Genomic DNA, 26,752 nt, shown 5'->3' with positions numbered 1-26,752 from the left:
CCGCTTGATCGTGGCAAGGATGGACATCACCAGCGCCGCCACCCGTCACGACGCATCCAGACGAACGATGCAGCGCCCCAACGATGCGGCGCTGGTCGCAGCGCAGCCACCGGCCGTCGCACTGCTCGCCAGGCGCGCGCTACGGCACCTGGATCGCCTCCCCGCTGGCCACGACCACCGTGGCGATCTGCGAGGCGGCATCGCGGCTGTCCACGTCGGCCAGCGTCCCCAACAGCGTGCTGTTTTCCCGCATCTCCAGGGCATCCCGATAGCGCGCGTTGGCCACATCGGCCAGCTGCAGGCCGAGTTCGCTGACGCGCAGCGCCGCCGCGTCCAACACGCCGTCGAGCAATTGCGCACCCTGCAGCGCGATGTGTGCGGCGCGCGCGTTGGCGACCTCGCCCAGGTCGACGACGCCGGCGAATCCGTCGAGCGCGCCCGCCGCGTCGATCACCTCATCCATCAACTCGCCATATACGACCGACACGCGTTGACCCGACGCCGACAGCGCACCGCCCGCGTTGGCACTGCGCCGTACGCGCAGTTCCACGCTGGCATCGCGCGCATCGACCAGGTCCAGCAACTCGTCGACCAGTTCGCCCTCGACGATGTCCAGCGTCTCGACCCGGGCGTTGCCGGCGTCGGCCATGTCCAGGCGCAGGTGCGCACGCGCGAGCGTGCCCTGCAGGTCGACCGCCTCGTCGATCAGTTCGCCATGGACGACGGCCAGCGTGCCGCCGGTGACGTTGCCGCTGTTCGCGAACCCCACGTCGAGCGTGCCGCCGTCGAAGGACGCCGCATCGATCGCCTCGTCGATCAGCTCGCCTTCCTCGATCCGCGCCGTCGCCGCATGCAGATTGCCGGCGTCCTCGAAGCGCACCGCCAAGGTCGCGTCCTGCACCGCACCGGCGTCGATCGCTTCGTCGATCAGTTCCCCGTCCACGATCCGCGCATCGGCCGCGACGGCATTGCCGCTGCGCAGCAGGGTCACCGTGATATCGGACGCAAGCAGATCGGCGGCGTCCAGCGGCTCGTCGATCAGCCCGCCATCGCGAATGCGCAGCGCACCGGCAACGCTGGCATTGCCGGTATCGGCCAGGCGCAGCTCGATCGCCGCCTCCTGCACCTGCCCGGCATCGACCAGTTCGTCGACCAGCACGGCATCCTGGATGTCCAGCGCCCGCGCATCGACATTGGCGGCATTGGCGAGCGCGATCGCGATCTGGCCGCCCAGCCACGGCCCGGCTTGCAGCGCCTCGTCCAGCAACTGGCCGGCGAACAGACGGACTTCGTCCACCACCACATTCGCCACGTCGTCCACCTGCACGGCGACGCGGCCGCCACGCAGCGGATGCGCGATCAGCGCGCCCTGCAGGCGGCCGCCGCCGATCGTCAGCGTTCCCTGGCCACCGCGCACGCGGTCGCTCCGCTCCACGACGACCTCGAGACAGGCGCCATCGGCGGCCGCGACCGCTGCATCGCGCGGCGCGATCAGCCGTTCGCTGAGGCTGCCGCCGCCCAGGTGCAGGCGGCTCTGCGCTGTCTGCAGGCTGACGTTGGCCGCATCGCGCAGATACAGGTCGACGCGCGCACCGGCGCCGATGGGGCCATCGACCAGCGTGCCGATCAGGGCCGCCTGCACCGGCCCCGTGGGTGCGTGCAGCGTGCCGTCGGCGCCGAGCGTGTCCTCGCCCAGGGTCAGGCGCCCGCCCAGGGCGACGTTGGCGCTGTCCTGGACCAGGATCGCCAGCGTGGCGTCGTTGCCGACGCGGTGAACCAGTGTCGGCAGCAACGACGCCAACGCCGGCCAGTGCGCGTCCTGCACGGCCTGGTTGGCCTGCCCGCAGATCGCGATGGCCAGGGTCTGCCCCGCCGGCACATCAAGCGGTGCGGCGAAGGCGTACGGCTGCCACGGACCGGCGTTGCGGGCGATGAAGCGCCCGACCGCGGTCGGGCCGGCGCAGGCCACCGGCAACGCTGGCCGCTGGCAAGATGCCGGCGCCGTGGCCGGCGCCGCAAACGCCGGCCATGCCGCGACCACCAGCAGCAAGGCCGCAGCAGCACGCGCTGCGCCGGCAGCTTGCGATCCGCGCATCCGGCGAAGACACCCCGCGCGTGGGCCGCCCGGCACCTCCACCGCGACACCGCTGCGACGCGCGCAACACCTCGCGATCGCGCGCGACACCGCAATGATCCAGCCTCTGCCGCCACGGCATTGCCGCGGCACGCACGTCCGTCCGATCCGCATGACGATCTCCCCCTGTGGCGATCGGGGACGAGCCTAACGCATGCGCCGATGAAGGCCTTGCGCACAGGGATGGGATCAAGCATCGGAACCGGCCGCGACGGCCGACGGCATTGACGGGGCGCCGCGCCGTCGCGCGAGCGCGCCTCACTCCTCTGCGACGAAGAATTCGAAGAAGTCGCGCTTGTCCTCGGCGAAGGCGCTGACCAGCCTGCCCTCCGGAATGCGCTTGGCGCCGATGCCGCCGACGCAGATGCCGAGGCGGCGAAACAGCGCATAGCGCGGCCCGATCGCGTGGTCGGGGTCGAGCGCCATCAGCCGCGCCAGCGCGTCCGCGGCATAGATCTCGATCCCCTCGACCACCGGGCTCACGTGCTTGTTGAGCGTCACGTAGCGCAGCGTCTTGCGTTCGTAGACCAGTTCGCAGCCCTCCCGCGTCTCGGTCACGATCTTCTGGATGTTGTCGATCACCGTAGTGAAGGGCGCGCCGTGCGTCTTGGCGAGTTGCGCCTGGCTGCAACCGAAGCGGAAACCGTTCACCGCCGTATAGGGTTCGATTTCGTAGATCACCGACGGCCCTTGTGGAGACAGGAGGGCGACGCGACGGCAGCGGCAGCGTTCCATTGCGCACGACGCAGGGACCTAAGCAGAGCAGACCTCGGCCACCGGCACAAGCGCGGCACATGCGGCATCCCGTCACCATGCCGCCGCGCGGCGCCCGCGACGGATTACTCCATCGCGCCGGCGATCCAGGTATGACGGACCTGCAACGCGTCGTCCAGCAACACCAGGTCGGCCTGGTAGCCCGGCGCAATGTGGCCGTAGCGGTGGTCCAGGCCCACGCATTGCGCGGGGTACAGCGAGGCCATGCGTGCGGCCTCCTCCAGCGGCACGCCCAGCCACTGCACGCTGTTGCGCACCGCGCTGGCCATGTCCAGCGCCGAGCCGGCCAGGGCGCCGGCGGCATTGCGCACCACGCCGTCGATGGCGGTGATGGTTTCGCCGTACAGATCGAACGCGGGGCTGTCGGCGCCGACCATCGGCATCGCGTCGGTGACCAGGAACACGGTGCCGCGCGGCTTGGCCGCCAGCGCCACGCGCAGGCTGGCCGGATGCACGTGCACGCCGTCGACGATCACTCCACACCAGGCGTTGCGGTCTTCCAGCGCCGCGCCGACCACGCCGGGATCGCGCCCCTGCAGCGGGGTCATGGCGTTGTACAGATGGGTGAAGCCGCAGATGCCGGCGTCCAGTCCGGCGCGGGTCTCTTCGTAACTGGCGGCGGTGTGGCCGGCGAACACGCGCGCGCCGGCCGCGGCCAGGGTGCGGATGCTGGCCGCCGGCACGCGTTCCGGGGCCAGGGTGATCAGGGTGACGCCGTTGTCCAGCGAGGTGACCAGGGCCAGTTCGTCGGCGTCGGGCACGCGGAACTTGTCGGCGTTGTGGGTGCCCTTGCGCGCCGGCGCCAGGTACGGCCCTTCCAGATGGATGCCGAGCACGCCCGGCACGCCCTCGGCGATGGCCTGGCGGGTCGCGGCGATCGCCGCGCGCATCACCTCCACGTCGTCGCTGATCAGCGTCGGCAGGTAACCGGTGGTGCCGTAGCGGCGATGGCCCTGGCCGATGCGGCGCAGCGCCTCCACGTCGGTGCGGTTGTTGAACAGCACGCCGCCGCCGCCGTTGACCTGCAGGTCGATGAAGCCAGGCAGCAGGCTGCCGCCGCCCAGATCGTGCTGCACCGGTGCCGCCGCCACGCGCGGATCGGCGTCGTCGAGCAGGGCGAGGATGCGCCCGCCCTCCAGCAGCACGCCGACGCCGTCGAGAAACCCGTCCTCGCCGAGCACGCGCGCATTGCGCAGCGCCACCGTGGTCATCAGACGGTCTCCGTCACTTTGTTCAGATGCGGCGGCAGGTCCGGGTTGTAGCCGCGGCGCAGCGCCAGGGCGTTGATCGCGCGGTAGAAGCTCTGGATCGCCAGCAGCGGCGCGCACGCCGGGTGCGGCGCGGCGACCAGCGGCAGGTCGCCGCCGGCACTGGCCAGCCACACCTGCGCGCCGCGGCCGCGGAATTCCTCGGCCAGGCGCCGGGTGCCCTCGCCCGCTTCGTCCGGCTGGTCGAACGCCAGCACCGGGAAGCCCGGGCCGACCAGCGCCATCGGCCCGTGCTTCACTTCCGCCGAGCTGTAGGCCTCGGCGTGCAGGCCGCAGGTTTCCTTGAACTTCAACGCCGCCTCCTGCGCCGCCGCCAGGCCCAGGCCGCGGTCGAGCACGAACAGGTTGTGCGCCTCGACCAGGCCGTCGGTCAGCGAGCGCCAGTCGGCCTGCCAGGCCGCGCGCAGCGCCTGCGGCAGTTCCTGCAGCGCGCCCAGCAGCGCCGGGTCGTTCTTCCAGTGCGCGCCGAGCTGCAGGATCGCCGCCAGCGACGCCAGGTAGCTCTTGGTCGCGGCCACGCTCTTCTCCGGGCCGGCGCCGAGCGGGATCACCGTGTCGGCCAATTGCGCCAGCGGCGAATCCTCGACGTTGACCAGGGCCACCACGCGCGCGCCGGCGTCCTTGGCCGCCTGCGCGTTGCGCAGCAGGTCCGGGCTCTTGCCCGACTGCGAGATCACCAGGTACAGCGCCCCGCGCAAGCGCAGCGGCGCTTCGTACACCGAGCCCACCGACGGCGAGGCCGAGGCGGTGACCACGCCAAGCTGGGTCTCGAACAGGTACTTGGCGTAGGTGGCGGCGTGGTCGGAGCTGCCGCGCGCGCAGGTCACCACGAACGGCGGCGGCTCGGCACGCAGCGCCGCGGCAAGCGCGCTCACCGTGGCGTGGTTGCGTTCGAACTGCGCGGCGACGACCGCGGCGGCTTCCGCGGCTTCGCGGAACATCAGGGTTTCGGTTTCGGAGGGCAGCGCCATGGGCAGGGTCATGTGGGGTCGGGAGAGGAGGAGCGGCGGGGATGCTGCGGGGAATGCGGCTGCATGGGCGCGGTGGAGCCGCGCACCACCAGCTGCGGCACGAAGCCCTGGTTGTGCACCGGCGCCGGATGGTCTTCGTAGGCATCGCTGCGCAGCTGGCTGATCAGCAGCCGCGCGGCGTGGCGGGCGATGTCCTCGGTGGCCTGCTTGGCGGTGGTCAGCGGCGGCCACGACTGGCGCGAGAACGGGCTGTCCTCGAAACCGGCGATGGACAGGTCGTAGGGCACGTTCATGCCCGCCGACTTGGCCGCGGCCAGCACGCCGGCGGCGATCTCGTCGTTGGAACCGAAGATCGCCGTCGGCGGCTCGCGCAGCGCCAGCAGCCGCCGCGCGCCGCGGAAGCCGTCGTCGAAGGTGTAGTCGCCGGGCACCACCAGGTGCTTGTCCAGGGTGATGCCGTAGTCCTTCAGCGCCGCCTCGTAGCCGGCGTAGCGCTCGCCGCTGGAGCGGTGCGAGGTGCCGCCCCACAGGAAGCCGATGCGCTGGTGGCCGAGCTGGATCAGGTGTTCGGTGATCTCGTAGGCGGCGTCGCGGTCGTCGACATAGACGCACGGGCCGTCCTGCGGATCCTCGGTGGCGGCGATGATGCGTACGGTCTTGATCCCGCGCGCGGCCAGCGCCGCGACCAGTTCGGCGCGCTCGGACATCGGCGCGGTCAGCACCAGCCCGGCCAGGCGCGAGCGCTGGGTCCACTCGGCCAGCTCCTCGGCGAGCATCGGCGCGGTGGAATCGCAGGGATGGATCTGCAGCCCGAAGCCGGTCTCGCGGCAGGCGGCGAGCACACCGTTCTGCACGCCGATGATGTGGTACGGGTTGGGGTTGTCGTAGACCAGCCCGATCACGAACGGGGTGCCGCTGCGCAGGTTGCGCGCCGACGGATCGGGCTCGTAGTCCAGCTCGGCGATGGCGTGCAGCACGCGCGAACGCGTGGCCTGCATCACCGACGGTTCGTTGTTGATGACTCGCGAGACGGTCTTCAGCGACACCCGCGCCCGTTCGGCGACGTCTTTGATGGTGGGTCTGCGCATGTGGCGGTCCTGCACGTCGGGAAAGTCACCCATGATGCGCGATCACGCGCGGGCAGCGGCCTGCCCGGCGCGGTGGCCGACCAGGGAATAGAACAGGATGTACAGGTAGCAGGGCACCATCAGCAGGAGGAACACCAACTGGAAATCGATGTGCTGCTTGAGGACGGCGAACAGCTGCGGAATGATGGCGCCGCCGGCGATGCCCATCACCAGCAGGGCCGAGCCGATTTCGGTGAAGCGGCCCAGGCCCTTGATCGCCAGCGGGAAGATCGCCGGCCACATCATCGCGTTGGCGAAGCCCAGCGCGGCGACGAAGCCCACCGACACGTAGCCATGGGTGAGGTAGGCGCCCACCGAGAACAGCACCCCGAGCACCGCCGACACGCTCAGGTAGCGGGCCTGCGAGATCACGTTGGGGATCAGCACCAGCCCGGCCACGTAGCCGACGAGCATCGCGCCGAGGGTGAAGGAGGTGAACAGCTTGGTCTGGTCCAGCGGCAGGTGGAAGCCGTTGCCGTAGGTGCCGATCGCATCGCCGGCCATCACTTCCACGCCCACGTACACGAACAGGCACAGCACGCCCAGCCACAGGTGCGGGAACTGGAAGATGCTGCGCTTCTGCTGCGCGGCGGCGCCGACCGGCGTGGCGTTGACCTCGGCCGCCTGCAGTTCCGGCAGCGGCGAGAACAGCACGCCCAGCGCCACCAGCACCAGCACGCCGGCCATCACCAGGTACGGCGCGTGGATCTTGGCGGCGAAGGCGGCGAGCAGCGCCTCCTTGGTCGCCGGGTCGGCCGCCTGCACCTGCGCAGCGAGGTCGCCGACGCCGTGCAGCACCAGCGTGCCGATCAGGAACGGCGCCAGGATGCCGGCGATCTTGTTGCAGATGCCCATCAGCGCGATGCGCCGCGCGGCGCTCTCGATCGGGCCGAGGATGCTGATGTAGGGATTGATCGCGGTCTGCAGCAGGGCCAGGCCGCTGCCGATCACGAACAGGCCAATCAGCGCGCCCGGGTAGAAGCGCTGGGTCGCGAACTGGCCGAATGCGGCGGCGCCGGCGGCCATCACCACCAGGCTCAGCGCCAGCCCCTTCTTCATGCCGGTGCGCTTGAGGATCCACGACGACGGCAGCGCCAGGAAGAAGTAGGACAGGTAGAACACCATCAGCACCAGGAACGCGTTGACCTCGTTGAGATCGAACGCCAGGCGCACGAAGGTGATCAACGGCCCGTTGATCCAGGTAAAGAAGCCGATGATGAAGAACAGCAGGCCGACGATGGCGATCGAGGCGTAGGGACTGGCGGGCCGTGCAGTGGTCATGGGCGGGCGTGCTCCGGGTGGGCGCGGGGTTCGGCGATCAGCGTCGCAGTTCGGCGACGAAGTCGTAGTAGTCGTTGTGGCAATAGGTGTCGGTCAGTTCGATCGCGCTGCCGTCGCGGGTGTAGCCGACCCGCACCACGTGCAGGATCGCCTCGCCTTCCTTCATGCCGAGATGCCCGGCCAGCCGCGCCGGCAGGTTGATGGCGCGGAAGTACTGCAGCGCGCGCACCACCGGCGTGCCGCGCTCGTCCAGGTAGCTGTAGAGCGAATCGGCGATGGCGTGCGGGTCGGGCACCACGTGCTGCGGCAGCACCGCCTTCTCGTAGGCCATCACCCGGCCGTCGGCGCTGCGCAGGCGGGTCAGCGCCGCCACCGCCGTGTCCGGCGACAGGCCCAGGCGCAGGATCTCCTCGCCGTGGGCCGGGCGCGTGCGCCGCTCCAGCCAGCGCGTGCCCGGCTCCAGCCCCTTCATGCGCAGCGTCTCGCTGAAACTGGCCAGGCCGCTGAGCTGGTGCTGGATGTGCGAGGTGACGAAGGTGCCGGCGCCCTGCCGGCGCGACACCAGGCCTTGCTCGACCAGCGCGTCCACCGCCTGGCGCAGGGTCACCCGCGACACCTGCAGGTATTCGCACAGCTGGCGCTCGGCCGGCAGCGCCTCGCCCGGCTTCCACTGCCCGCCCTTGATCGCCTCCACCAGCTTGCTCGCCAGTTGCAGGTACAGCGGGGTCGGGGCGTCCGGATCCACGGCCAGCGCGTGCAGGCGGGGATCGGCCTGCGGCTTGGGCTTGGTCATGGCGCGCTCTCCAGTCCGCATGGATTCGTTATGTCCAATATAGTACCAATTCGCGGTGCGTGCACGCCGGGCTACAGCCGCAGGTACAGCCGCCGCCGGTCCATCCACCAGCCCACCGCCCAGCACAGCAGGGTGTAGGCCAGCGCGCAGGCCAGGCTGCCCCAGGGTCCGGGCAGCAGCCGCTGGAACACCGCGATCCCCAGCCATTGGTACAGGTCCATGCCGCTGCCCCCGGCCGGGACCATCCGCAGGCTGATCACGAACAGTTCCGAGAACAGGTAGATCGCCAGCGGATTGCGCCCGAGCACGGTGAAGAAGCCGCTGCCGGCCTGCCAGCCGCGCACCTCGATCGCCCACAGCAAAGCGCCCAGCAGCCACAGGTCCAGGCCCACCGTCAGCAGTACGAACGAACCGGTCCACAGTTTCTTGGCCAGCGGGAACCACGGCTGCCAGGCCAGCGCCAGCAGGATCAGCGCGACACCGGCCAGCCACAGCCAGCGCACCGTGCGCGCCTGCTTGCCGACCCGGCGCACGTACAGCCCGGTCAGGTAGCCGGCGATGACGTTGACCGTGGCCGGCAGCGTGCCGAGCAGGCCCTCCGGATCGAACCCGCCGTCCTTGCGGTACAGCTGCGCCGGATCCAGCAGCCACAGGTCCAGGCGCGTGCCGGCATTGCCGAGCTTGCTCAGCTCCGCGCCCGGCTGGCCCCACAGGTACAGCGCGCCCCAGTAGCCAAGCAGCAGCGCCACGCACATGACCAGCAGGCCGCGCGGCGGCAGCCAGCGGCACAGCAGCGCGGCCAGCGCATAGCACAGCGCGATGCGCTGCAGCACGCCCGGCACCCGGGTCTGGTCGATCGCGGTGAAGCTCCAATGGCCGTCGGCGCCCTGGTGCACGAACGGGAACCAGTACATCAGGAAGCCGAGCAGGAAGATCAACGCGCTGCGCTTGCCGACCCGGCGCAGGAACGCGCCGAGCGGCTGGCCGCGGTCCAGCGCGAAGCTCATCGCATTGCCGACCGCGAACAGGAACGACGGGAACACCAGGTCGGCGGCGGTGAAGCCGAACCACGGCGCGTGCCGCAGCTGCACGAACGCGTCGGCCCCGGCGCCCGGCGTGTTGACCAGGATCATCAGGAAGATGGTCAGGCCGCGGAACACGTCCAGCGACAGGAAGCGCTCGCGCGCCGGCGCCACGGCGGCAGGATGCGTGGGCACGGCGCTCATGGGGCATCCACCTGTTGCAGCAGCGTGCGCACCGCGGCGACCGGATCGGCCGGTGCGTGCCGCACGTATGCGGTCTCGCGCGCCACCCAGTCGCGCTCCCAGGCGCGCAGCCGCTGCTGCAGTTGCGCTTCGTCCACGCTGCCGCCGGCGACCGCCGCCTCGCGCAGCATCTGCAGCGCCAGGGTCCAGCGCGGCAGGTAGTAGTCCGCATACATGCCCTGCCAGGCCTTGGACGCGTAGTCGCCGAGATTGCCCTCGCCGCCCCACACGCTGACCTGGGCCTTGGCGTCGCGCCGGTAGTAGGCCGCGTCCTGCGGCGTCTTCGCGTAGCCGGCGGCCGCGTCGAGCCAGCTCGACAGGGTGTCCTGCTGGCCGCCGACCAGGCTGTCGAGTTGGGTTACCTCTTCCCGTACGCGCGCCGTCGCCGCGTCGCCGGCCGCAACGTCGCCGCGCCTGTAGGCGGCCACCGCCTGCTGCAACTGCGCGTCCACGCGGCCGGTGGCGTAGTGGCGGGCGAAATCGACCAGGTCGTAGCGGTACAACGGCGCGTCGGCGTATTCCGGCGCCAGCGCCAGCAGTTGCTGCAGCGCGCGGCGCAGCCGCGGCGGATCGCCGGGCGCGCCCTCGAACTCGCCGATGTCCAGCGTCGGCCGCTTGAACAGCAGGTAGGCGCCGGCGCGACTGCGCCACCAGCGCGGCGTCCAGTAACGGGTCGACAGCACCGAGGCCTGCAGGTCGTCCCAGGCCGCGCGCAAGGCCGGCGAGGTATGCCCGTAGCGGGCGCGGGTGTAGTCGTCGAGCCAGTCCTGCAGCGGACGCTGCTGCGCGCCCCAGGCCAGCGCGTACATGTACTCGTAGACCACCGAGGTGGTGTGCAGCCCTTCCGGGAACGCGCCGAAGCCGACCAGTTTCTGCTTGCCCTTGTCGGCGAGCAGCGTGCGCAGGTCCTCGCGGTAGAACGCCAGGTCGCCGTACACCGGATTGCTGCCGCCGTAGTTGTGCACGTAGCCATAGATCCACTGCTTGCCGTCGAACGCGTCGGACAGCTTCCAGGTGCCGGGGTAGCGGTCGTTGCCGATATCCAGCACCAGCAACTTGTCGTTGGGCACCTCGCGCAGAAATGCGGCGATCGCCTGCGGCGTCCAGAAGTGGCGGTCGGCGCCGAACAGCCAGCCCTGCATCACCCACACCGCATCCGGGTTGGCGCGGTGGATCGAGGCGTACAGCGCGCGGCCGTACTCGGCCAGGCGCTTGTCGCGCTGCGCCGGCGGCACCTCCGGCGGCTTGGTCTTGGCGGTGTTGGCGGTGCTGTCGCCGTAGCTGGCCAGGCGCGCGTCGCTGCCGTCGGCGGCGATCGGCGGCAGCATCTCGTTGAACGCATCGGCCAGGTAGTAGGTGCCCTTGCCGTAGGTGCGGTCGTAGAGCTGGATGAAGCGCTGCGCGATCCGCGCGAACAGCGGATCGGCCGGGTCCAGCCAGTAGGTCTCGTGGAAGCCCTCCCAGGCGCGCATGCGGTAGATCCGCGCCTGCGGATGCGCCTGCGCGAACGCCTTCGGCACGTAGCCGGCGAAGGCCGGCAGCACCGGCTTCATGCCCAGCGCGCGCATGCGCTGCAGGATGCGCAGCTGCAGCGCATGCTTGTCCTCGATCCACTGCTGCGGCAGCGGCGCGTCGTAGCCTTCGATGTTGCCCATGCGCTGCCACGGCGCGAACGCCGGGCCGGAGAAGTACCCCGCAAGGTCCGCATCGGCGACGCCGAACTCGCGCCACAGCGCCTGCCACACGTACTCCTGGCCCTCCATCGCCAGCGGCATGTCGATGCCGTGCAGCGCCATCCAGTCGATCTCGCGTTCCCAGCGCGCCCAGTCCCACCACGGCGTGGTGTAGCCGTAGGTGCAGACGTTGAGATAGGCGCGGTGCGCGAACGGGGTGACCACGCGCGGCCCATGCACATCGGCATAGGCCGTCGGCAGCGCCACGCGGCTGCCTTCCCAGCTCACCGATGCCGCGCCGATCGACTGCAGGTAGCTGTAGGCGCCATGCGCCAGCGCCACCTCCGAGGAACCGGACACGCGCAGGCTGCCGGCATCCGCAGCGACCTGGTACCAGTCGTTGCCGCCGCCGCGCGGCTGCCGCTGCAGGCGCAGCTCGGCCGCGCGTGGCCCGAGCGTGCGCAGCAGCACCTCGCGTGCGGTGCCGCCGGACGTGTCCTGCGCGGGCGCGGCGAACGCGTCCGCTGCCAGCACCGCACAGGCCAGCAGCAACAGCAGCGCATGCGCACGCACGGGCAACGCGGGGATGCGGCGCAGCCTGGCGTGGCCATGCGAGAAAATCTGGCGAAAAGCGCGTTTCATCGGCTCAATACTCCACTGTCGCGACATCGTCGAAACCGAAAGGTGTTCCGGCCTTCACCTGCATCACCACCGCCAGCACCCGTTCGCCGGCCGCGGGCGGAAGCCGCAGGGACACCGGCTGCCCGGCGGCCACGCTGGCGACCGGTCGCCGGTCCAGATAGACCCGCACCGCACCGGTCGCGCGGCCGAGCCGCAAGCGGCCGCCGCGCTGCTGGATCCCGGCCCAGGGCGTGAACGCGGTGCGGTACAGCACGTAGCCGTCGCGCTCGGCGCGCGTCTCCAGATTGCCCGGCTGGCAGAAGCTCCAGCTGTTGTTGTCGTTGGCCGCGCGCGGCAACGCAGGATCCGGCGGCGCGGCGAACGGCAGGGTACGCCGCCAGCCGCCCACCACCATCGCCGCGGCGGCCGGCGGCCACGACAACGGCGGTGCCGCCGCCTCCAGCGCGATGCTTGCCTGCGCCGCGCGCAGGCCCGGCGCGTGCGCCACGATGCGCAGCTGACCGCTGCCGCTGCCGCTGCCGCTGCCGCTGCCGCTGCCGGCCTCGACGATGGCCTGCGCCAGGCCGTTGAACAAGCGCACCTGCGGTACGTTGTCGGGCGCGTGCCGGTTCGGGTCGCCGTTGCCGACGCCGAGCAGGCGCCCGCCTTCGACCTGCAGCGCGATCTGCGCATCGGCGAACGGCACATGGCGGCCTTCTGCGTCCACCGCTTCCAGGGTGATCGGTTGCGCGTCGCGGCCGTCGCCGCGCATGCGCGTGCGGTCCGGGGTCGCCCGCAGCGCGACCGGCGCGCCAACCGTCTGCACCCGCTGCCGCGCCACCTCGCGCCCGTCGCGGTACGCCACCGCTTCCAGCACGCCGGGCGCGTACACGACCTGCCAGGTGTTCATCGCGATCCGGTCCACCGCCTGCCGCCCCTGCGAGCGGCCGTTGAGCCACAGCTCCACCTGCTGCGCGTTGCAGAACGCCATCACCTTGATCGGCGTGCCCTCGCGGCCCGGCCAGTTCCAGTGCGGCAGCAACTGCAGTACCGGCGCCGCGTCGATCCACTGTGCCTGGCGCAGCCAGTAGGCGCCTTTCGGGAAACCGCACAGGTCCATGATGCCGAAGAACGAGGACACCGACGGCCATTCGAACGGGGTCGGCTCGCCGCGATAGTCGAAGCCGGTCCAGACGAAGGTGCCGGCCAGGTAGGGCCGCTCGCTGATCAGCTTCCAGGAGGTGCGATGGGTGTTGCCCCAGGGCGCGGCCACCGAATCGTCCTCGGCGATGACGTGCGCGTCCATGTCGGTGAACCAGGCGCCGCGGGTCTGGAAGGCGCTGGTGTCCTCGCTGGACAGCAGCGGCGTGTGCGGCATCGCCGCATGCACCCGGTCGTAGTTGAACTGGCGGTAGTTGAAGCCGACCACGTCCACCGCCTGGGCCGCATTGCGCTCGGTCAGCATGCCGTCGTTCATCGCCGCGGTGACCGGGCGGCTGTCGTCGAGTTCGCGCACCAGCGCCACCGCGCGGCGCACCATTTCGTAGCCGGCGGCGGTGCCCTGCATCGGCTCTTCGTTGAACACCGACCACAGGAACACGCAGGCGCGGTTACGGTCGCGGCGCACCAGCCAGCGCAGTTGCGCGGCGTAGTCGGGAGCGGGATTGAACACGCGGTTCTCGGCCATCACCAGCATGCCCTGGCGGTCGCACACGTCGAGCAGTTCGCCGGCCACCGCGTGGTGCAGGCGGATCGCATTGCAGCCCAGCGCCTTGAGCCGGCGGATGCGGAAATCGAGCAGGCTGTCCGGCACCCCCACGCCGACCCCGGCATGGTCCTGATGCAGGCAGGCGCCCTTGATCCTGAGCGGCCGCTCGTTGAGGAAGAAGCCGTGCTCGGCGTCGAAACGCAGCGTGCGGAAGCCGATCGCGCACTCGCGGCGATCGCGCTCGCGCCCGTCGCTGCGCAGCACCGCGGCGAGCCGGTACAGATGCGGCGCGGCCACGTCCCAGCGCTGCGGCCGCACCACCTGCAACGCGACCTGCGCCGCCTGCGCCAGCGCGCCGACCTGCAGCGGGGTGCTGCCCTGCGCCACCACCGTGCCCTGCGCGTCGTACAGCGTCGCCTCCAGCAGCGCCGCGTCGGCCTGCTCGCCGACATTGGCGACGGTGACCGTCACCGGCAGCGTCCAGCGCTCGTCGGCCCCGGCGCGCGGCACCGCATGCACGCCGTCGCCGACGATATGCAGCGCATCGCGCACCGCCAGCCAGGTGTGCCGGTAGATCCCGGCGCCTTCGTACCACCAGCCGTCCATCGCCTCGGCGTCCACGCGCACCGCGATGGTGTTGAGGTCCTGGCCATAGCGCGCGACCGCGGTCATGTCGATGGCGATGCCGTCGTAGCCGCTCCAGCTGCGCGCCATCAGCAGGCCGTTGACCCACACCGTGGCACGGCTGGAAATGCCGTCGAACCGCAGCTCCAGCGCCTTGCCGCGCTGCGCCTCGTCCAGCCGCAGGCTGCGCCGGTACCAGGCGATGCCGCGGCGGCGATAGCCCTGCGCCACGTTGGCGCTGGCCTCGATCGGCTGCTCGATGGCGAAATCGTGCGGCAGCCGCAGTTGCCGCCATTGGCTGTCGTCGAAATCGCCGGCGGCCGCGCCCCAGGCCTTGCCGGCCTTGGCATTGTCGTAGCTGGCGTCCTGCCCGCTGATCGGCGGAAACGGGATGTCGCCTGCGTGGAAACGCCAGCCCTCGTCCAGGCAGAACAGGCCCGGATCGGGGGCCAGGGTCACCTGCGGCACGGCCGCCACCGCGGCCGTGCCGGTGTCGGCAATGCCGGTGGACGCGGCGGTGCCGGCCCAGCTCCCGCGCGGCAGCGCCAGCAGCAGGCCGGCGCCGGCGCTGCCGGCCAGGAACGTTCTTCGTTGCATGCGCCTGCCCTCCTCGGATCGGCCGCCCGGCGCCACCGCGGCGCCGGGCCAGGTTCGCGCTAGCCCGCAGCCGCCTGCGCCGCCCTCACAGGATGTCCCACTGCATCGACACGTAGAAGCTGCGGCCGGTGACCCCGGTCATCTGCCAGCGGCTGCTGATGTCCTTGTACGCCTGTTCCTTCTTGTTGGTCAGGTTGAGCGCGCCGAGCTGGAAGCTGAGCGTGTCGGTGGCCTGGTAGCCGAGCACTGCATCGACCTGGGTGCGCGCCTTCATGGTGTGGCCTTCGCGGGCGAAGAAGCTGTCGCTGCTGTCCTGCTCGTACTCGCTGCGGTGGTTCAGCGACAGGCGCGCGGAGAACATCGCGTTCTCCCAGTAGCCGGTGGCGTTCCAGGTCTTCTCCGATAGGTTGCGGATCTTGAAGTCGGTGTCGCGCTGCGGGATCACCCGGGTGAAGTTGGCGGTCAGGCCGAAGCCCTGGATCGGCAGCCAGGCATCGAAGGATTGCGTCCAGCCCAGTTCGTAGCCCTTGATCTTGACCTTGCTCGGATCGTTGCGGGTGGCGGTGATCTCGTAGATGTTGCCGCTGCCGTCCACGCAGTCGCCGGCGCCATTGGTGGACAGCGCCGTGCCGTTGAACGCGGTCGGGCAGACGATGCTGTTGAAGGTGCCGTTCTTGACGTTCTTCCAGAAGCCGGCCAGGGTCAGCCCGCCGCCCTGGCCGTAGTACCACTCCAGGCTCAGGTCGGCCTGGTCGGCGGTCAGCGCCTTCAGGTCGGTCTGGCCCAGCGCCACGTCGTAGGTGGTGGTGCCGCCGGTGTTGCTGCCGGAGGAGATGGTGGTGGCGATGGCAGTGTTGCTGTCCAGGATCGGGCGCACCAGCACCTTGCCGGCGGCAAAGCGCAGCAGCAGGTCCTCGCGCATGTCCAGCACCAGGTTCAGGCTCGGCAGCCAGTTGTGGTAGTCGTACGGCGCGCGCTCGGTGCCCACCACCTCGTTGGCGTCCTCGCTGTACTGCGAGGCGGTGGTCAGGTAGGTATCGGTGGTGCGCTTGGTGTTCTCGTAGCGCACGCCGACGTTGCCGCGCAGGCGCATGCTGCCGAGGTCGGTGTCGATCCTGGCCAGCGCGTAGGCGGAGAAGATGTCGTTGCGGATGTGGTAGCTGGCCTGCGGCGCGAACAGCACCGGCACGGTGATGCCGGAGGCGGCCAGCGCGTCGGCGTAGGCGTATACGTCCGGCGCCACCCAGTCGCTCTGCGAGGCCAGGTCGCCGTCGAGGAAGTTGCGGACGTTGGAACTGGCCGCCGACAGCTCCGGGAACATGCCGTAACCGGACACCGCGCCGGAGTTGATCAGGTACAGGAAGTCGCGACGCCAGACGTTGCGGTCGAAGGTCTCGCGGCGGAACTTGGTGCCGACCTTGACCGCGTCGAGGAAGCCGTTGCCGACGTAACGCTCGGCGTCGAACTGCAGCGACCATTCCTTGTTGCGCAGCGCGTTGATCGCGCCGTTGGGATATTCGTCGCGGACCAGGTTGGCCTTGTTCCAGGCGCTGGCGTCGGTGGCGTCGGCGTCGGTAGTCAGCGAGATCGCGCCGGGGTTGGACATGTCGAACAGCGTCGCGCTCGGCTTGCGGCCGAGGATCACCGCGCGCTCGTCCTCGTCGGTCTTGCCTTCGGTGTAGTTGGCCACGCCGCTGAAGGTCCAGGCGTCGCCCCGCCAGCGGGTGTCCCAGGTCAGCAGTTGCGAGCTCAGGTCGTGGCGCTCGAGCTGGCGGTTGTTCTCCAGCCAGTAGTTGGACGCCGAAACCCGCGTCGCGGTCAGGCCTTCGGTCTGCAGCACGTTCAGGTAATTGCGATCGAACGAGTAGACCAACTGGTTCATGTCGTTGTCGGTCTTGTCCTGCGAATACAGCGCGGTCAGGTTCATCTCCAGCCGGTCGTTGGGTTTCCACTGCAGGCCGGCGGTGAGCATCTTGCGGTCGGTCTCGCGCTCGATCGAGCGGTAGCGCGGACGGCGCGGGATGTACAGGGTGCCGTCGCTGGTGGCCTGGGTGTACCAGCGGTCGATCCACAGGTAGTCGGCGCGGTCCCTCAGCTTCTGGTAGCCGGCGTTGACGAACACGCCCAGTTCGCCGCCGTCGGCCAGATGGAACTGGTCGATGTAGGTCAGTACGCCCTTGGGCGTCGGCGCGCCGCCGGCGAACTGGGAATACTGCTCCTTCGCCGAGAAGATCAGCTTGCGCTCCTTGTAGTCCAGCGGCTTGGTGGTCTCGATGTTGACCGTGCCCGACAGCCCGCCGGCATCCATGTCCGCCGACGGCGACTTGATCACCTCGATCGCCGCGGCCACCTCCGGCTGGATGATGTCGTAGCGGAAGCCGTCGGTGAAATCGGCGCTCTTGATGGTCTGGCCGTTGATGGTGGTGGCCGAGTACTGCGGGCCCAGGCCGCGGATGCTGATGGTCGAGCCGCGGCCGTTGATGGTGGAGATCTGCACGCCGGGAATGCGCTGGATCGCCTCGGCGATGTTCTCGGCCGGGAACTTGCCGATGTCCTCCGACGAGATGCCATCGGTCATGCGCGCATCCGCGCGCTTGTTGTCCAGCGCGGTGATCAGGCTCTTCTGGTAGGAACTGGTGACGGTCACCGTGTCGAGCTGGGAAACCGAAGCGGACGCGGGCGCTTCCTGCGCCTGCGCGGCGGTACCGAGCAGGCCGAACGCGATGGCGCTGGCGAGGACGGACAGGGGACAACAATGCGAGCGGGAGCGGGCGACATGTGGCATTGGGCTATCCTGGTTGATGGCGGATCGGCACGACGACGTCTGACATCCAGGGCGGCGATCGGCAGGCAGCACCCTCCATCGCGCCCGACGCGACGCGCAGGGCGATGCCGTCCGTGCGGACACGGCGTCGATGGAACGTTCTGGCTGTTTCCTGCGCCCCGTGTTGCGGGAGGCGCGTCCCCGTCCCTTCCCCGGAACGGGCGACTGCATGGTGCGACTGGTCGGATCTGGCCCGAATTGGCAAGGACCAATTCCAGGCGCTTCGATTCTTATGGTCTTAGAAAGATCGTGTCAACGCCGTGCCGCACGAAATCGGAGAATGACCCCTGGACTCGGGCGAAAATCTCATAGAAACCCTTATTTATCAGCACCCTGTATCTGAAAAATATTTCATGAGCGGCATTCTTCACGCATCGTTGTCACGATACCTATGACGCACCAATTGTGGCAACGAGACCAATCTTGTGCGTCGCCGCATAAGTGCACCACATTCTCATTTGCGCGCGGTCGCGAGCCGTTCCGGACACTAACGCAAGCCTTTGATAAAAATCAGTTTTCATTCCAGAAAAACGTCCTTTCCGGGATCCGCTGCCGGTTTTTTGCAGCAAAACCAGAACCAGACAAATTGTCTTGCCAACGCTTGACATCGTTGTCATAGCCTCGTAAGAATCGGCGCACACGGGGGTGTAGCCGCGCATGTGCGGCGCGAAAGCGGGCCAAGGGAGGCAAGTGATCGCAATGATCCGGATGCGCGCACCGCGTGTCGCACGCGACACTTCATGGCATGAGCGGACACAGCGGAGCGACCTGCCCGGCACGCAGCCGTTGGCGCATGTGCTGTCGACTCCCCTGCCGCGGCGTCCGCGGCATCCCGTTGCCGGGGTGTGGTCGGATCGGCCGCGACCGGCGGCACCTGCAGCACCTGCCCTCGATGCACATCCCATCGCTCTGCGCGCGCCAGGGCCGGCCGCGCATGCGCGTGCACGCGACACCGCCAGCATTCCCCGCCCTGCGCAGCGCAGGGCGGCTTCCGCGTTCCGCATCACCCGGCGCTGCCGCCGGCATCCGCACCACCGTCAGTAAGGCAACAGGCCACTCCGGCGCGCGGCCCAGCGTCCGCGCAATCGCGTTGATCCATTGAATGATGAGGAGAGGGACATCATGCAATATCGCCATTCCGTCTTGTCCGCGGCCATCGCCGCCAGCGTCCTTGCCTTCGCCGCGCAGGCGCAGCAGGCCGATCCCGCCGCCACCGACCTGGACGCGGTCCAGGTGGTCGGCATCCGCGCCAGCCTGGAGAAATCGCTGGACACCAAGCGCAACAACGTCACCGTGTCCGAGGCGATCACCGCCGAGGACATCGGCAAGTTCCCCAGCACCAACGTCGCCGAGGCCTTCGCGCAGATCCCCGGCGTCACCATCGACCGCCGCTTCGGCCAGGGCGAACGGGTCAGCATCGACGGCACCGATCCCAGCCTCAACCTGTCGTTCCTGGACGGCCACCCGGTGGCGCAGGCGATCTGGCTGTACGGCGAGCAGCCCAATCGCGGCTTCGACTACACCCTGCTGTCGCCGCAGATCCTTGGCCGCGCGGAAATCGTCAAATCCTCCGAGGCGCGGCTGACCGAAGGCAGCCTCGGCGGCACCGTGCTGATGCACAGCCGCCAGCCGCTGGACCTGAAGGCCAACGAGATCGCCGGCTCGGTGGGCTACAGCTACAGCCAGCAGGCCAGCGAGGGCAAGCCGAACGCGTCGCTGCTGTACAGCTGGAAGAATCCGCAGGAGACCTTCGGCGTCGCGGTGTCCGCGCAGCACTACGAGGAACGCGTGGACCGCCAGGGCCTGGAGGTGTTCGGCTACGCCAAGGCCGGCAGCTTCGCCAATGCCGCCGGCGTGCCCGCCGATGCCGACGTGCCGAACTCGATCAACGCCGCCTGGTTCCAGCAGGACCGCAAGCGCGACAGCGCGGTGCTCAACCTGCAGCTCAAGCCCAGCGACGCGCTGGAGTTCAACCTCAGCGGCCTGTACATCAAGGAAGACTTCGACAACTACAACCAGTCGATGTACAGCTTCCTGACCTGGAACCCGGGCACCGTCGCCGCGGTCGACGCGCTGGGCGACGTGCGCAACGGCGTGGTCCGCAGCGGCCATTCCAGCGCCAACGCCAACGCGGACGGCGGCACGGTGATCTACGACAACAACGTGCGCCAGTCGCAGGTGACCACCAAGGGCCTGGACCTGCGCGGCGCCTACCGCGGCGAACGCTGGACCCTGCGTGGCCAGATTGGCCAGAGCAAGTCCGACAACGACCACCTGGCGCAGTACTTCATCGAACCGTTCTACAACGGCGGCTTCCGCTGGGACCTGGACCGCGGCATCCGCTTCGACGATCCGGCGGCCGCGCGCGATCCGGCCAACTGGGGCTCGGCCGGCGGCTGGCTCGGCAACAACGGCGTGTTCTCCACCCAGAGCAAGGACCGCTACGGCCAGCTCGATCTGGACCTGCAGTTCGACGGCGTGTTCAACCAGTTGCTGGTCGGCGTGCGCCAGGGCAAGCACAACGAGGACTTCGCGCTGAACGTGTACGGTGGGGTGACCCCGGCCACGCTCGCCGATGTCGGCACCATCGGCCTGACCGACATCCGCGGCTTCTACCCCGACCAGGGCCAGCACGTGCAGGCCGGGCGCGGCAACGTGATCGACTGGATCCGCAACAGCCCGCTCGACTACGCCAATCCGGATCCCTCCAGCTACCTCAACAACACCTGGGCGCTGCAGCAGACCAACAACGCCGCCTACGTGCAGCTGAACTTCTCCAACGCCGGCCTGCGCGGCAACCTCGGCCTGCGCTACGTCGATTCCAAGACCGAAGGCAGCGGCTTCGTCTACAGCGGCACACCGACGCTGCAGGACCTGGACAGCAAGTGGCAGACCCGCACGAAGACCGAGCACTTCCTGCTGCCGTCGCTGAACCTGGCCTACGACACCGACAACGACTGGGTGTTCCGCTTCGGCGCCGGCAAGGTGATCGCCTGGGCGCCGTACAACCAGATGGTCAACAACACCTTCCTCAACGACACCACGCTCACCGGCAGCGGCGGCAATGCCGAGCTGTCGCCGTACGAATCGTGGAACTTCAACCTCTCGGCCGAGTACTACTTCGCGCCGCAGGCGGTAGTGGCCTGGTCGGTCTTCTACAAGAAGATCGACAACTACATCGACACCTCGGCCACCATCGAACGCCAGTACAACGCGATCCGCGACACCTCGCCGCAGACCTGGGCGCAGATGCTCGGCAGCAACGGCTGCACCGCCGACGGCTATTGCGACTACAGCATCCAGCGCCCGCGCAACGCCGGCGACGGCAAGGTCAAGGGCTTCACCCTGGCCTACCAGCAGCCGTTCGGCGACAGCGGCTTCGGCCTGTCCGCCAACTACACCTACGCCAGCGGCGAGAACAACAGCGGCAACCCGCTGCCCTACCAGTCGCGCAACAGCGTCGCCTTCAGCCCGTACTACGAGAAGGGGCCGTGGAACGCGCGGATCAGCCTGAACTGGCGCGACAGCTACCTGGCCGGCGGCTACGTCGCCGGCGCCGCCCCGGCCAGCGTCGACGACTACACCGACCTGGGCGCGAGCGTGGGCTACGCGTTCAATACGCAGTGGTCGCTGCAATTGGACGCGCAGAACCTGCTGGACGAGGAGTACCTGCAGTACCTGGGCGACAAGGACCACCCGGCCGGGCGTTATCACAACGGCCGCCGCTACATGGCGACGCTGCACTTCAAGTTCTGAGCGCGCGGCCGCGCCTGCGCCGCGGAGGCACCGCCACGGCGCAGGCACGCGAACCCGGGTATCGACAGCGCCGGCATACGCCAGTGCCGGCGCTGTCGCGAGCGCGCCTCAGCGCGGGAACTGCACGTGCCCGTCGGCGAAGTACACGCCCTTGTCGCCTTGGCTGGGCAGCGCGCCGAGGGTGTCGGTGACCACCTGGCCACGCACGTCGGTCAGGCGGATCTCCAGCAGTTGCGCGCCCATCTGCTCGCCGACGAAATGGTTGTACGCGGTCTTCGGCAGGCTGATCCAGTCGCCGTTCTTCTTGTACTCGAACTTCACTACCGGATAGCGGTGGTTGCGCACCTGGATCGCCGCCCAGTACTGCGAGCTGCCCTCCTTGATCCGGTACACCACGTTGCCGCTGACCGGGGCCGCCACCAGCGTCCAGCGGATCGGGATGCGCCCGGCACCGGTGTCGCCGATCGCGGCGAAAGCATTCGGCGACAGATCCAGCCCGCAGTCGGCGCCGTCCGGATACAGGTCGGTGACGTAGACGGTGACCGTGCCGCGCGGCCCCTGCACCTGCAGATAGGCGCCGGCCAGCGCCGCCTGGATTCCGCCGTAGTTGAGTTGCGTCGGATTGAGCGCGGTGATCAACGCATCGGGGGCGATCGGATCCAGCAGCAGCGCGCCGCCGGAATAGCCCGAACTGGTGTAGGTGGCGGTACCACTGCAGACATCGTTCCAGGCGGCGCGGGCCGGTGCGGCGCTGACGGCCAGGCACAGCGCGGCGCACAGGCCGGCGCCGCGCGCGGCACGGGTGGAATGACGTGCTTGCATGCGTGTTCTCCTGCACAGGCGCGCGGAGCCGCCGCGCGGCGACCGGGCAGCGTGCCCGGCGCCGGCACTCTAGGACGCGGCGCGCATGCCACGCCTTGCGCGCGGCCAGGAAATCCGGCGTTTGGCCGACGGCGTAGACCGCATGGCCACATCGCTGCGCATGCTGCACATGCGGGTCGTGCAGAAACGGCTCAGCGACGGCGGCCGCGCTCCAGCCGCCACAGCAGATCGCGCCACGGCGTGGCTGCGGTGGCCATGCCGGCCGCCACGCCCAAGGCATCGGCCAGGGCATCCAGCGGATCGGCCGAGCGCGTGGTGGTCCAGGCGCCCTGCGCGAACTCGATGCCCACGCCCAGCGCCAGCAGACCCAGCGCGGCCCAGGCCCAGGCGCGCGGCCCGGCGTAGACCTGCACCGCCGCGGCGGCCAGCAGCAGGTAGGCGAGGAAGTGCTCGGCCTTGTCGCTGTCGGGCAGGTCCGACAGCTGCGGCGGGTGCGGCATCATGCACACGTAGATCAGCACCGCGATGCCCAGCCACCACAGCCCCAGCCACAGCCAGGGCCAGCGGAAGGCGCGCACCGCCGCCATCACAGCCACCATCACAGCCGCCAGGTCAGGTCGCCGGACAGGAACGCCGGCGCCAGCGAGACGTCGCGCTCGAAGCCCATCACCTGGAAGCGCTCGCCCATCTCGCTGGGCAGAGTCAGTTGCTTCACCTGCTGGCGCAGGCGCAGCCGCGTGGTCTCGTCGCCGCGCGCCTCGGCCTCGGCCAGCAGCGCGTCCAGGCCGTTGCCGAGCAGGAAGCTGGCCTGGTTGCAGTAGCCGGCCAGGTCGAAGCCCGCGCCCGTCCCCGCCTCGGCCAGCGCGGTGAAGTCCACCGACGCGGTCAGGTCCTGCAGGCCCGGCCAGCGGTACGGATCGGCATGCGTGCGGTGCCGGTAGAACACGCGCAAGGTGCCGTCGTCGCGCTCGGGCAGATAGAACTCGCGGCGCGGATAGCCGTAGTCCACGAACAGCATCGCGCCGCTGCGCAGGCCGCCGGCCACCGCCTGGATCCAGTACGGCAACTGCGGCAGCAGTTCGGAGCGGTAGCCATCGGCGAAGGGCGCCTGCAGATAGCGCTCGAGGTGGCGCACCGCCGCCGCCAGCAGCGGATCGGCCGGCTGTTCGCCGCGGCGGAAGCGGCCCTCGCCGTCCAGGGTCACCGTCTCCTCGAACACCTCGCCGTCGCGCAGCGCGAAGCGCGGTGTCGGCAAGGCGTCGATCACCTCGTTGGCGAACAGCACGCCGTTCCAGTCGTCGTCGAACGGGCGGTCCAGCCACTCCACCAGATCGAACACCGGCGGGATCAGCGTACGCGCCAAGCGCTCGCGCTGGCGTTCGCGCAGATCGGCACTGGGCTCCAGGATCGCATAGCGCTCGGGCAGCGCATCCAGCGCCAGCAGGCGCTTGAGCATCACCTCGGCGAAGGCGCCGCTGCCGCCGCCCACTTCCAGCATGCGCGCCTGCGGCCCCAGTTGCTGCAACACCGGCGCCAGCGCATTGGACACGGTGGCCGCGAACAGCGGCCCCAGTTCCGGCGCGGTGACGAAATCGCCCTCTTCGCCGAACTTGCTGCTGCCGGCGCTGTAGTAGCCCAGGCCGGGCGCGTACAGCGCCAGCTCCATGAAACGCGAGAATGGAATGGCCCCGCCGGCGGCGGCGATCTCGGCGCGCATATGCGCGGCCAGGCGCTCGCTGTGGGCCAATGCGATGGCATCGGGCGAAGGAAGGTCGGTGGGCATGCGGTGCGCGATTGCGTGGACAATGCACAGCATAGCCGAGCATGGAACCCGTACATGACCCAGACCAAAGTCGCCCTGATCACCGGCAGCGCGCGGCGCATCGGTGCCGGCATCGCCCGGCGCCTGCACGCCGCCGGCTACGACCTCGCCCTGCATGCGCATACCTCGCAGGCCGAGTTGCAGGCGCTGGCGCAGGACCTGGAGGCGGTGCGCGCCGGCAGCACGCTGACCCTGCAGGCCGACCTGCGCGACACCGCGCGGCTGCCCGCGCTGGTGGCGCAGTGCGTGGCGCGCTTCGGCCGGCTCGATGCGCTGGTCAACAACGCCTCCAACTTCTATCCCACGCCGCTGCACGAGGCCACGCCGGCGCAATGGGACGACCTGTTCGCGGTCAACGCGCGCGCGCCGCTGTTCCTGGCGCAGGCCGCGGCCACGCAGCTGCGCCAGCATGGCGGCGCGATCGTCAACCTCACCGACCTGCACGCCGAACAGCCGCTGCGCGCGCATCCGCTGTACAGCGCGGCCAAGGCCGCCCTGGCGATGCTGACCCGCTCGCTGGCGCTGGAACTGGCGCCGCAGGTGCGGGTCAACGCCATCGCCCCCGGCGCGATCCTGTGGCCCGACGCCGGCAAGGACGCCGCCGCGCAGCAGGCCCTGCTGGCACGCACGCCGCTGGCGCGCACCGGCCAGGTCGAGGAAATCGCCGAGGCCGTGCGCTGGCTGCTCGACGACGCCGGCTTCGTCACCGGGCAGACCTTGCGGGTGGATGGCGGGCGCGGGCTGACGTGAGGAGCCGGGATTGGGGATTGGGGATTGGGGATTGGGGATTCGGGATTCGGGATTCGGGATTCGGGATTCGGGTTGCAGCATGCGTTCCGCACCGCCGCTGTCTGGCGTTTGGCCACAGCGGCGCGAACAACTCGACGCAACGCACGCCTCGGAACGCCCGCATCGCCAATGTGGGAGGGGCTTCAGCCCCGACGCGACACTGGTGCAAGCATCGGGGCCGAAGCCTCTCCCACCCCGATTCCGCCAGCCGCGCCGGCACGGCACCGCCCGCTCGCATCCCAGACATCTGCACCGCTCGCCTGAAAGACACGCACGTCTGTAGGAGCGGCTTCAGCCGCGACGGGCGCCACCGGATCCCATGTCGCGGCTGAAGCCGCTCCTACGCGAGCAAACGGCCGGCCCGACAGCGCATCCGCCACCCCATCCCCACTCCCGACTCCCCAATCCCCGCTACTCAACCAGCTCGACCGCCTCGAACGTCGTCCCATGCTCCGCATGCGCCTGCCACAGCGCGCCCAGGCGTTGGCCGCTGACCGGGTCGACGAAGTCGGCGGCGATGTCGGCCAGCGGCTTGAGCACGAAGGCGTGGCGCAACTCCGGGCGCGGGATACGCAGATGGCCGGGGCCTTCGACGATGCGGTCGCCGTAGAACACCACGTCGATGTCCAGGGTGCGGTCGCTGAAACGCGGGCCGCTGCGGTCGCGGCCATGCGCGTCCTCCAGCGCATGCAGCCAGGCATCCAGCGGCGCCAGCTCCCAGTCGGTCTGCAGCGCCACCGCGTTGTTCAGGAAGGCTGGGCCATCGAACCCGACCGCCGCGGTGCGATAGGTCGGCGACACCGCGATCGCGCCGAACTGCCGGCGCAGCGCCGCGATCGCCGCGGCCAGGTGGTGATGCGGGCGCAGATTGCTGCCCAGGCTCAGAAGCACGGTGGTCATGCGCTATTCGCGCATGCCGCGGCCGCGAGCGTCAACGGCTAGCCAAGCCCTCACCACCCCGCATAGAATCCAGTTGCACCCGGTTTCGGCATCGCCATGACTTATTGCGTCGGCATCGAAGTGGACGAAGGCCTGGTCTTCGCCGCTGACACCCGCACCAACGCCTCGCTGGACGACGTCCGCGTTCACCGCAAGCTGCACGTGTTCGAGTATCCGGGACAGGCGGTGTTCGCGCTGATGTCGGCCGGCAACCTGGCGACCACGCAGCTGACCCTCTCGCGCCTGCAGCGCGACGCCGACGATCCGGACGCGCCGCGCAGCCTGCGCACCTTCCGGCACCTGTTCGAGGTCGCCGAGTACGTCGGCGAGGTGCTGGCCTCCAGCCAGGTCAAGCTCTCCGAGCAATCCCAGCACAGCGGCATCAACGTGCAATCGACGCTGATCCTGGGCGGGCAGATCGCCGGCGAACGGCCCGGCCTGTACATGATCTATCCGCTCGGCAACGCCATCGCCACCTCGCCGGAGACGCCATACCTGCAGATCGGCGAATCCAAGTACGGCAAGCCGATCCTGGACCGCATCATCCGCTCGGAGATGCAACTGGAAGACGCCGCGCGCACCGCGCTGGTGTCGCTGGACTCGACCATCCGTTCCAACCTGTCGGTGGGCATGCCGATCGATGTGGCGCTGATCCGCCGCAACGACCTGCGGGTGACCGAGCGCATGCGCCTGGAAGCCGACACCCCGCTGTACGCCGAGATCCACGACACCTGGTCGCGCAAGCTGGAGAACGCCGTGCGCACCCTGCCGCGCTTCCCCTGGGAACCGGAACTGGCCGAAGACCCCGACGACGCCGCGCGCAATGCCTTGCCGCCGCTGCCGCCGCGCCGCGCCCCGGCCCGGCGCGACCCGGAAGACCAGTCGGCGCAGCAGTGAGAAGCCGGGAGTGGGGAATCGGGAGTGGGGAATCGTAAAAGCGGAGTGCGATGCCTCCGTTTCGATG

Annotated in this window: 17 protein-coding genes and 1 pseudogene; 3 read left to right on the top strand and 15 right to left on the bottom strand. The window is 69.7% G+C overall.

The window, feature by feature from the left end; genetic code table 11:
- Positions 1-139: 139 nt before the first annotated feature.
- The 11 genes from NKJ47_RS05065 to NKJ47_RS05015 form a co-directional block, all read right to left on the bottom strand.
- A complete protein-coding gene (locus NKJ47_RS05065; protein ID WP_254460436.1) occupies positions 140-2,248 on the bottom strand; it encodes a hypothetical protein in 2,109 nt (702 codons plus the stop codon).
- Between the two features lie 144 nt (positions 2,249-2,392).
- Complete coding sequence (locus NKJ47_RS05060) at positions 2,393-2,815, bottom strand: hypothetical protein (protein ID WP_254460435.1); 423 nt, start codon at positions 2,813-2,815, stop codon at positions 2,393-2,395.
- A 158-nt stretch (positions 2,816-2,973) separates the two neighbouring features.
- Positions 2,974-4,119: an N-acetylglucosamine-6-phosphate deacetylase gene (gene nagA, locus NKJ47_RS05055; RefSeq protein ID WP_254460434.1), complete on the bottom strand. Its 1,146-nt coding sequence runs from the start codon at positions 4,117-4,119 to the stop codon at positions 2,974-2,976.
- Entirely contained in the window at positions 4,119-5,147 is a 1,029-nt protein-coding gene (locus NKJ47_RS05050) for an SIS domain-containing protein (RefSeq protein ID WP_254461341.1), read from the bottom strand. The genes nagA and NKJ47_RS05050 overlap by 1 nt, the downstream gene beginning before the upstream one ends.
- An 8-nt stretch (positions 5,148-5,155) precedes the next feature.
- Positions 5,156-6,235, bottom strand: a complete 1,080-nt coding sequence (locus NKJ47_RS05045; protein ID WP_254460433.1) for a LacI family DNA-binding transcriptional regulator — start codon at positions 6,233-6,235, stop codon at positions 5,156-5,158.
- A 42-nt stretch (positions 6,236-6,277) separates the two neighbouring features.
- The gene (locus NKJ47_RS05040; protein ID WP_254460432.1) at positions 6,278-7,555 is read right to left on the bottom strand and encodes a sugar MFS transporter; all 1,278 of its coding nucleotides are present in this window, start codon (positions 7,553-7,555) and stop codon (positions 6,278-6,280) included.
- A 37-nt stretch (positions 7,556-7,592) separates the two neighbouring features.
- Positions 7,593-8,348 carry a GntR family transcriptional regulator gene (locus NKJ47_RS05035; protein WP_254460431.1) on the bottom strand — a complete coding sequence of 252 codons (756 nt, stop codon included), beginning with the start codon at positions 8,346-8,348 and terminating at the stop codon, positions 7,593-7,595.
- Between the two features lie 71 nt (positions 8,349-8,419).
- Positions 8,420-9,574, bottom strand: a complete 1,155-nt coding sequence (locus NKJ47_RS05030) for an acyltransferase family protein (protein WP_254460430.1) — start codon at positions 9,572-9,574, stop codon at positions 8,420-8,422.
- Positions 9,571-11,928, bottom strand: a complete 2,358-nt coding sequence (locus tag NKJ47_RS05025) for an alpha-N-acetylglucosaminidase (RefSeq protein WP_254460429.1) — start codon at positions 11,926-11,928, stop codon at positions 9,571-9,573. Before NKJ47_RS05025 ends, NKJ47_RS05030 begins: the two co-directional genes overlap by 4 nt.
- Positions 11,929-11,932: 4 nt before the next feature.
- Positions 11,933-14,836 carry a beta-galactosidase GalA gene (galA, locus tag NKJ47_RS05020; protein ID WP_254460428.1) on the bottom strand — a complete coding sequence of 968 codons (2,904 nt, stop codon included), beginning with the start codon at positions 14,834-14,836 and terminating at the stop codon, positions 11,933-11,935.
- A gap of 85 nt (positions 14,837-14,921) precedes the next feature.
- The gene (locus NKJ47_RS05015) at positions 14,922-17,621 is read right to left on the bottom strand and encodes a TonB-dependent receptor (protein WP_254460427.1); all 2,700 of its coding nucleotides are present in this window, start codon (positions 17,619-17,621) and stop codon (positions 14,922-14,924) included.
- Positions 17,622-18,782: 1,161 nt separating this feature from the next.
- On the opposite strand from NKJ47_RS05015, the gene NKJ47_RS05010 reads away from it, so the two are divergent.
- Entirely contained in the window at positions 18,783-21,416 is a 2,634-nt protein-coding gene (locus tag NKJ47_RS05010; RefSeq protein WP_254460426.1) for a TonB-dependent receptor, read from the top strand.
- Between the two features lie 108 nt (positions 21,417-21,524).
- On the opposite strand, the pseudogene NKJ47_RS05005 reads toward NKJ47_RS05010, so the two are convergent.
- From NKJ47_RS05005 to NKJ47_RS04995, 3 genes and pseudogenes are all read right to left on the bottom strand, one after another.
- Positions 21,525-22,127: pseudogene (locus NKJ47_RS05005) on the bottom strand (expansin EXLX1 family cellulose-binding protein); the annotation flags it as partial.
- A 302-nt stretch (positions 22,128-22,429) separates the two neighbouring features.
- Positions 22,430-22,837, bottom strand: a complete 408-nt coding sequence (locus NKJ47_RS05000; protein ID WP_254460424.1) for a VanZ family protein — start codon at positions 22,835-22,837, stop codon at positions 22,430-22,432.
- Positions 22,837-24,021, bottom strand: coding sequence for a class I SAM-dependent methyltransferase (locus NKJ47_RS04995; protein WP_254460423.1), 1,185 nt, complete (start codon positions 24,019-24,021; stop codon positions 22,837-22,839). Before NKJ47_RS04995 ends, NKJ47_RS05000 begins: the two co-directional genes overlap by 1 nt.
- A gap of 54 nt (positions 24,022-24,075) precedes the next feature.
- Between NKJ47_RS04995 and NKJ47_RS04990 the strand changes: the two genes are divergently transcribed.
- Positions 24,076-24,810, top strand: a complete 735-nt coding sequence (locus tag NKJ47_RS04990; RefSeq protein WP_254460422.1) for a pteridine reductase — start codon at positions 24,076-24,078, stop codon at positions 24,808-24,810.
- Positions 24,811-25,260: 450 nt separating this feature from the next.
- On the opposite strand, the gene folK is transcribed toward NKJ47_RS04990, so the two are convergent.
- On the bottom strand, positions 25,261-25,749 hold the full coding sequence (gene folK / locus NKJ47_RS04985; protein WP_254460421.1) for a 2-amino-4-hydroxy-6-hydroxymethyldihydropteridine diphosphokinase: 489 nt from the start codon (positions 25,747-25,749) through the stop codon (positions 25,261-25,263).
- Between the two features lie 96 nt (positions 25,750-25,845).
- On the opposite strand from folK, the gene NKJ47_RS04980 reads away from it, so the two are divergent.
- A complete protein-coding gene (locus NKJ47_RS04980) occupies positions 25,846-26,685 on the top strand; it encodes a 20S proteasome subunit A/B (RefSeq protein ID WP_254460420.1) in 840 nt (279 codons plus the stop codon).
- Positions 26,686-26,752 lie beyond the last annotated feature (67 nt).

The sequence above is a fragment of the Xanthomonas sacchari genome, from assembly GCF_024266585.1.
Lineage (GTDB): Bacteria > Pseudomonadota > Gammaproteobacteria > Xanthomonadales > Xanthomonadaceae > Xanthomonas_A > Xanthomonas_A sacchari_C.
The sequence above is the reverse complement of the archived record's forward strand: the minus strand, read 5'-3'. Positions and strand labels throughout refer to the sequence as shown.

What these genes read in the sequence shown, in the direction of transcription:
- NKJ47_RS05040 (WP_254460432.1), bottom strand. Translation starts at nt 7,555, where the DNA reads ATGACCACTGCACGGCCCGCCAGTCCCTACGCCTCGATCGCCATCGTC.
- NKJ47_RS05050 (WP_254461341.1), bottom strand. Translation starts at nt 5,147, where the DNA reads ATGGCGCTGCCCTCCGAAACCGAAACCCTGATGTTCCGCGAAGCCGCG.
- NKJ47_RS05025 (WP_254460429.1), bottom strand. Translation starts at nt 11,928, where the DNA reads ATGAAACGCGCTTTTCGCCAGATTTTCTCGCATGGCCACGCCAGGCTG.
- NKJ47_RS05015 (WP_254460427.1), bottom strand. Translation starts at nt 17,621, where the DNA reads ATGCCACATGTCGCCCGCTCCCGCTCGCATTGTTGTCCCCTGTCCGTC.
- NKJ47_RS05045 (WP_254460433.1), bottom strand. Translation starts at nt 6,235, where the DNA reads ATGCGCAGACCCACCATCAAAGACGTCGCCGAACGGGCGCGGGTGTCG.
- NKJ47_RS05000 (WP_254460424.1), bottom strand. Translation starts at nt 22,837, where the DNA reads ATGGTGGCTGTGATGGCGGCGGTGCGCGCCTTCCGCTGGCCCTGGCTG.
- NKJ47_RS04980 (WP_254460420.1), top strand. Translation starts at nt 25,846, where the DNA reads ATGACTTATTGCGTCGGCATCGAAGTGGACGAAGGCCTGGTCTTCGCC.
- NKJ47_RS04990 (WP_254460422.1), top strand. Translation starts at nt 24,076, where the DNA reads ATGACCCAGACCAAAGTCGCCCTGATCACCGGCAGCGCGCGGCGCATC.
- NKJ47_RS05065 (WP_254460436.1), bottom strand. Translation starts at nt 2,248, where the DNA reads ATGCGGATCGGACGGACGTGCGTGCCGCGGCAATGCCGTGGCGGCAGA.
- galA (WP_254460428.1), bottom strand. Translation starts at nt 14,836, where the DNA reads ATGCAACGAAGAACGTTCCTGGCCGGCAGCGCCGGCGCCGGCCTGCTG.
- NKJ47_RS05035 (WP_254460431.1), bottom strand. Translation starts at nt 8,348, where the DNA reads ATGACCAAGCCCAAGCCGCAGGCCGATCCCCGCCTGCACGCGCTGGCC.
- NKJ47_RS04995 (WP_254460423.1), bottom strand. Translation starts at nt 24,021, where the DNA reads ATGCCCACCGACCTTCCTTCGCCCGATGCCATCGCATTGGCCCACAGC.
- folK (WP_254460421.1), bottom strand. Translation starts at nt 25,749, where the DNA reads ATGACCACCGTGCTTCTGAGCCTGGGCAGCAATCTGCGCCCGCATCAC.
- nagA (WP_254460434.1), bottom strand. Translation starts at nt 4,119, where the DNA reads ATGACCACGGTGGCGCTGCGCAATGCGCGCGTGCTCGGCGAGGACGGG.
- NKJ47_RS05010 (WP_254460426.1), top strand. Translation starts at nt 18,783, where the DNA reads ATGCAATATCGCCATTCCGTCTTGTCCGCGGCCATCGCCGCCAGCGTC.
- NKJ47_RS05030 (WP_254460430.1), bottom strand. Translation starts at nt 9,574, where the DNA reads ATGAGCGCCGTGCCCACGCATCCTGCCGCCGTGGCGCCGGCGCGCGAG.